This is a genomic window from Nocardiopsis lucentensis DSM 44048 (genome assembly GCF_000341125.1).
Taxonomy (GTDB): domain Bacteria; phylum Actinomycetota; class Actinomycetes; order Streptosporangiales; family Streptosporangiaceae; genus Nocardiopsis; species Nocardiopsis lucentensis.
Map to the genome: position 1 here is coordinate 1 of NZ_ANBC01000626.1, position 3,623 is coordinate 3,623.

Annotated in this window: 3 protein-coding genes; all 3 read left to right on the top strand. The window is 69.6% G+C overall.

The window, feature by feature from the left end:
- Positions 1 to 2,507, top strand: a 2,507-nt coding sequence (locus D471_RS35600) for a transglycosylase domain-containing protein (RefSeq protein ID WP_017600706.1), incomplete at its 5' end; no start/stop codon positions are given.
- Positions 2,508 to 2,784: 277 nt separating this feature from the next.
- Positions 2,785 to 3,075, top strand: a complete 291-nt coding sequence (rpsF, locus tag D471_RS0122465; RefSeq protein WP_017600707.1) for a 30S ribosomal protein S6 — start codon at positions 2,785 to 2,787, stop codon at positions 3,073 to 3,075.
- A gap of 121 nt (positions 3,076 to 3,196) precedes the next feature.
- On the top strand, positions 3,197 to 3,623 hold a 427-nt coding region (locus tag D471_RS0122470; protein ID WP_017600708.1), incomplete at its 3' end, for a single-stranded DNA-binding protein.

A 3,623-nucleotide genomic window follows, 5' to 3' on the forward strand; every position in this document is an offset into this window, starting at 1 on the left:
GCGGTCGTCGGCGTGCGAACGGTCCGCGTGACCCGCGCGAGCGGGAGCACGGCGCCCGTGCGGAGGGCGGCGGTCGCGGCCCCGGCCGGGGCGGGCGCGGTTCCGGCGGTGGTCGCGGGTCCGGCGGTGGCGGAGGCCGCCGCCGCGGGCGCCAGGAGGAGCCGGACGACCGTCCGTGGATCAAGCGGGCCTGGTCCAAGACCTGGAAGCCGCTGCTGGCCTTCTGCGGGCTCATGATCATCGGCGGCGTGGCCGCCTTCGCGGTCATGTACGCGATGGCCCCCGACCCGGGGGAACTCCAGGACGCGGCGGAGGAGCCGCCCTCGGCCACCCAGATCTTCTGGGCGCCGGAGGAGGAAGGGGCCGAGCCCGAGGTGGCGGTGACCACCGGTGAGGTCCAGCGGGTCACGGTGACGAGGGAGGAGATCCCCCCGGAGGTCATCGACGGCGTGCTCGCCGCCGAGCAGCGGACCTTCTACGAGGACGGCGGCATCAACTTCATGGGGATCGGCCGCGCGGTCCTGTCCGGGGGTTCCGCGGGCGGCGGCTCCACCATCACCCAGCAGATGGCGCGCAACTACTACACCAGCGAGCTCAGCACCGAGCAGACGGTCAGCCGGAAGATCAAGGAGATCTTCATCTCGATCAAGCTGGACCAGCAGGTTCCCAAGGACGAGATCCTCACGACCTACCTGAACACGATCTACTTCGGCCGCGGCGCCTCGGGGATCGAGATGGCCGCCGAACGCTACTTCGACAAGGACCTCGACGAGCTGACCCCCGCCGAGGGAGCGTTCCTGGGACTCATCATCCAGCAGCCCAGCAGGTTCGAGAACGTCAAGGAGGGCGACGGCTACTGGTACGACTACCTCACCGGGGAACGCTGGGAGTACATGCAGAACCAGCTGGCGCTCATGTACGAGGAGACGGGCGGCGAACGGGGCCTGCCCCGCGAGGAGGCCATGGCCCTGGAGCTCCCCGACCGGGTTCCCTACGGCGTCGAGGAGACCGGCTCGGACGACCCCAAGTTCAACTACGTCCGCCAGGAGGTGGTCAACGAGATCCTCGAGCGCTACGAGGGCGTCGACTCCCAGGCCCTGGCCACCGGGGGCTACCAGGTGCGGACCTCCCTCGACCCCGATCTCATGGACGCGGCCCGTCTGGCCTTCGACGAGGCGCTCCCGCCGGTGGCCGGGTTCGACAAGGTGGAGCTCATGGAGGGCCTGACCGCGATCGAGAACGAGACCGGGCGGATCCTCGCCTTCCACGGCGGTGACGACGCGGCGACGGACCCGGAGAACTCCCTGACCCACCGGACCCAGGCCGGGTCGTCCTACAAGCCCTACGTGCTGGTGACCGCGCTCAAGCAGAACATCAGCATGGAGACCACGTTCAACGGCGACTCGCCGCAGACGTTCGCGGGGGTGGGCGAGGTGAACAACTCCAACCTCCAGAGCCGCGGCGCCGTCAACCTGATCGAGTCCACGGCCGACTCCATCAACACCAGCTACGTGCACGCGGCCGAGGTGGTCGGCGCCCCGGCGGTCGAGGAGACGGCGATCGAGCTGGGCGTGAACCCGATCCACACGGAGACCTCCACCACGTCCCCGCTCATCGCCCTGGGCACCCACCTCGTGAGCACGTACGACCAGGCCAACGCGTACTCGACCATCGCCAACGGGGGCACCAGCATCCCCGCGCACATGGTCGTCGAGCTGTACGACGGCAAGGGAAACCTGGTGGAACCCAAGGACAGGGCCGAACTCGACGGCGAGCAGGTGATCGACTCCGACATCGCCGCCGACGCCACCTACGCGATGCGCCAGGTGGTCGAGGCCGGCGGCGGCGGCAACGCCGCCCTCAGCGACGGCCGCCCGGTGGCGGGCAAGACGGGTACCTCGAGCGGCGCGGTGTCGACGTGGTTCGTCGGATACACGCCGCAGGTGACCACGGCGGTCAGCCTGAGCCGACACAGCGGCGGGAAGCTGGCCTTCGAGGGCATCCCCAACAACCGGACCTTCGGTGGCACCACCTCCGCGCTGGTGTGGAAGCACTTCATGGACAACGCGATGGAGGGCATGGAGGTGCGGGACTTCCCGGCGCGCGCGAACGTCGGCGAGGTCGACAACTTCGGTCCCAGCCCGAGCCCGAGCCCGAGCGAGAGCCCCTCGGAGGAGCCCAGCGAGGAGCCGTCGGAGGAGCCCAGCAACGACGACGTCTGCGACCCGGACCAGCCCGGCAACGGGAACGGGAACGGCAACGGGAATCCGGACTGCCCCGACCCCAGCGAACCCGACGTCTGCGACCCGGTGGACGATCCCCTGTGCGAGGAGCCCGATCCCGGTGACGGGGACGACTGCGGTCCCCTCGGCTGGAACTGCCCGGACCCGACCGGCGACCCCACGGACGACCCGACCGACGGCGGTGGCGGCGATGACGGTGACGGTGACGGCACCGGCAGGCCGAACGGCAACAACGCCATGGTCCGACCCTCACGGGAGGACTGACCGGACCTTCCGGCCATGACCGAGGGCCGGTGCGCGGCGACCCCGCGCACCGGCCCTTCGCGTGTTCGCGCCCCGACGGCCGGGTCCCCTTGTCGACTTGTCCACAGGTATCCACGACAGCGCCGATCCGGTGCGCGCCGGCTGGTAATCTTGGCTCCCGTATGGATCAGAGTCCGCGCGGTGCCCCGCTCCTCGGGAGCGGAATCGGCCCCGGACTCCTGACCTCCTGCCATGGAGATTCCATGGCCGCAACAGTCCAGAGGAGGAACGTACGCCTATGCGTCGTTACGAAATCATGGTCATCCTCGAGCCCGGCCTCGACGAGCGCACCGTCGCCCCGTCGCTGGAGAACTTCCTGGGCGTCGTCCGAGGCGACGGCGGATCGGTCGAGAAGGTCGACATCTGGGGCAAGCGCCGTCTCGCCTACGACATCGACAAGAACGCCGAGGGCATCTACGCCGTCATCGACCTCACCGCCAAGCCGGAGACGGTCAAGGAGCTGGACCGCCAGCTCGGCATCAACGAGTCCGTCCTGCGCACCAAGGTCCTTCGGCCCGAGGTCCACTAACAGGGCGTTCGCGCCCGCACCCCCCGCCGCCCCGAAACGTCCGTAGTGTCACTACCGGCACGGATGATCGGGGGAGCAGGCGACCCCGCCTGATCCGACTATCTCGAACCGGAGCCGATCCATGGCAGGCGAAACCCAGATCACGCTCGTCGGCAATCTCGTCGACGACCCTGAACTGCGCTTCACGCCCAGCGGAGCCGCGGTCGCCAACTTCCGTGTGGCGTCCACGCCGCGCACCTTCGACCGCCAGTCGGGTGAGTGGAAGGACGGCGAGTCCATGTTCCTCACCTGCACCGTCTGGCGGCAGTACGCGGAGAACGTGGCCGAGTCCCTTCAGCGTGGCATGCGCGTCATCGTGCAGGGCAGGCTGAAGCAGCGCTCGTACGAGACCCGTGAGGGCGAGAAGCGGACCGTCTTCGAGATCGACGTCGACGAGGTCGGCCCGGCCCTGCGCAGCGCCACCGCCAAGGTGACCAAGACGCAGCGCCAGGGCGGCGGCTTCGGCGGCGGCGGTGGCGGTTTCGGTGGCGGCCAGCCCCAGGGCGGCG

Bases quoted from the DNA above. Each gene is read 5' to 3' on its own strand.
- rpsF (WP_017600707.1), top strand. From the start codon at position 2,785: ATGCGTCGTTACGAAATCATGGTCATCCTCGAGCCCGGCCTCGACGAG.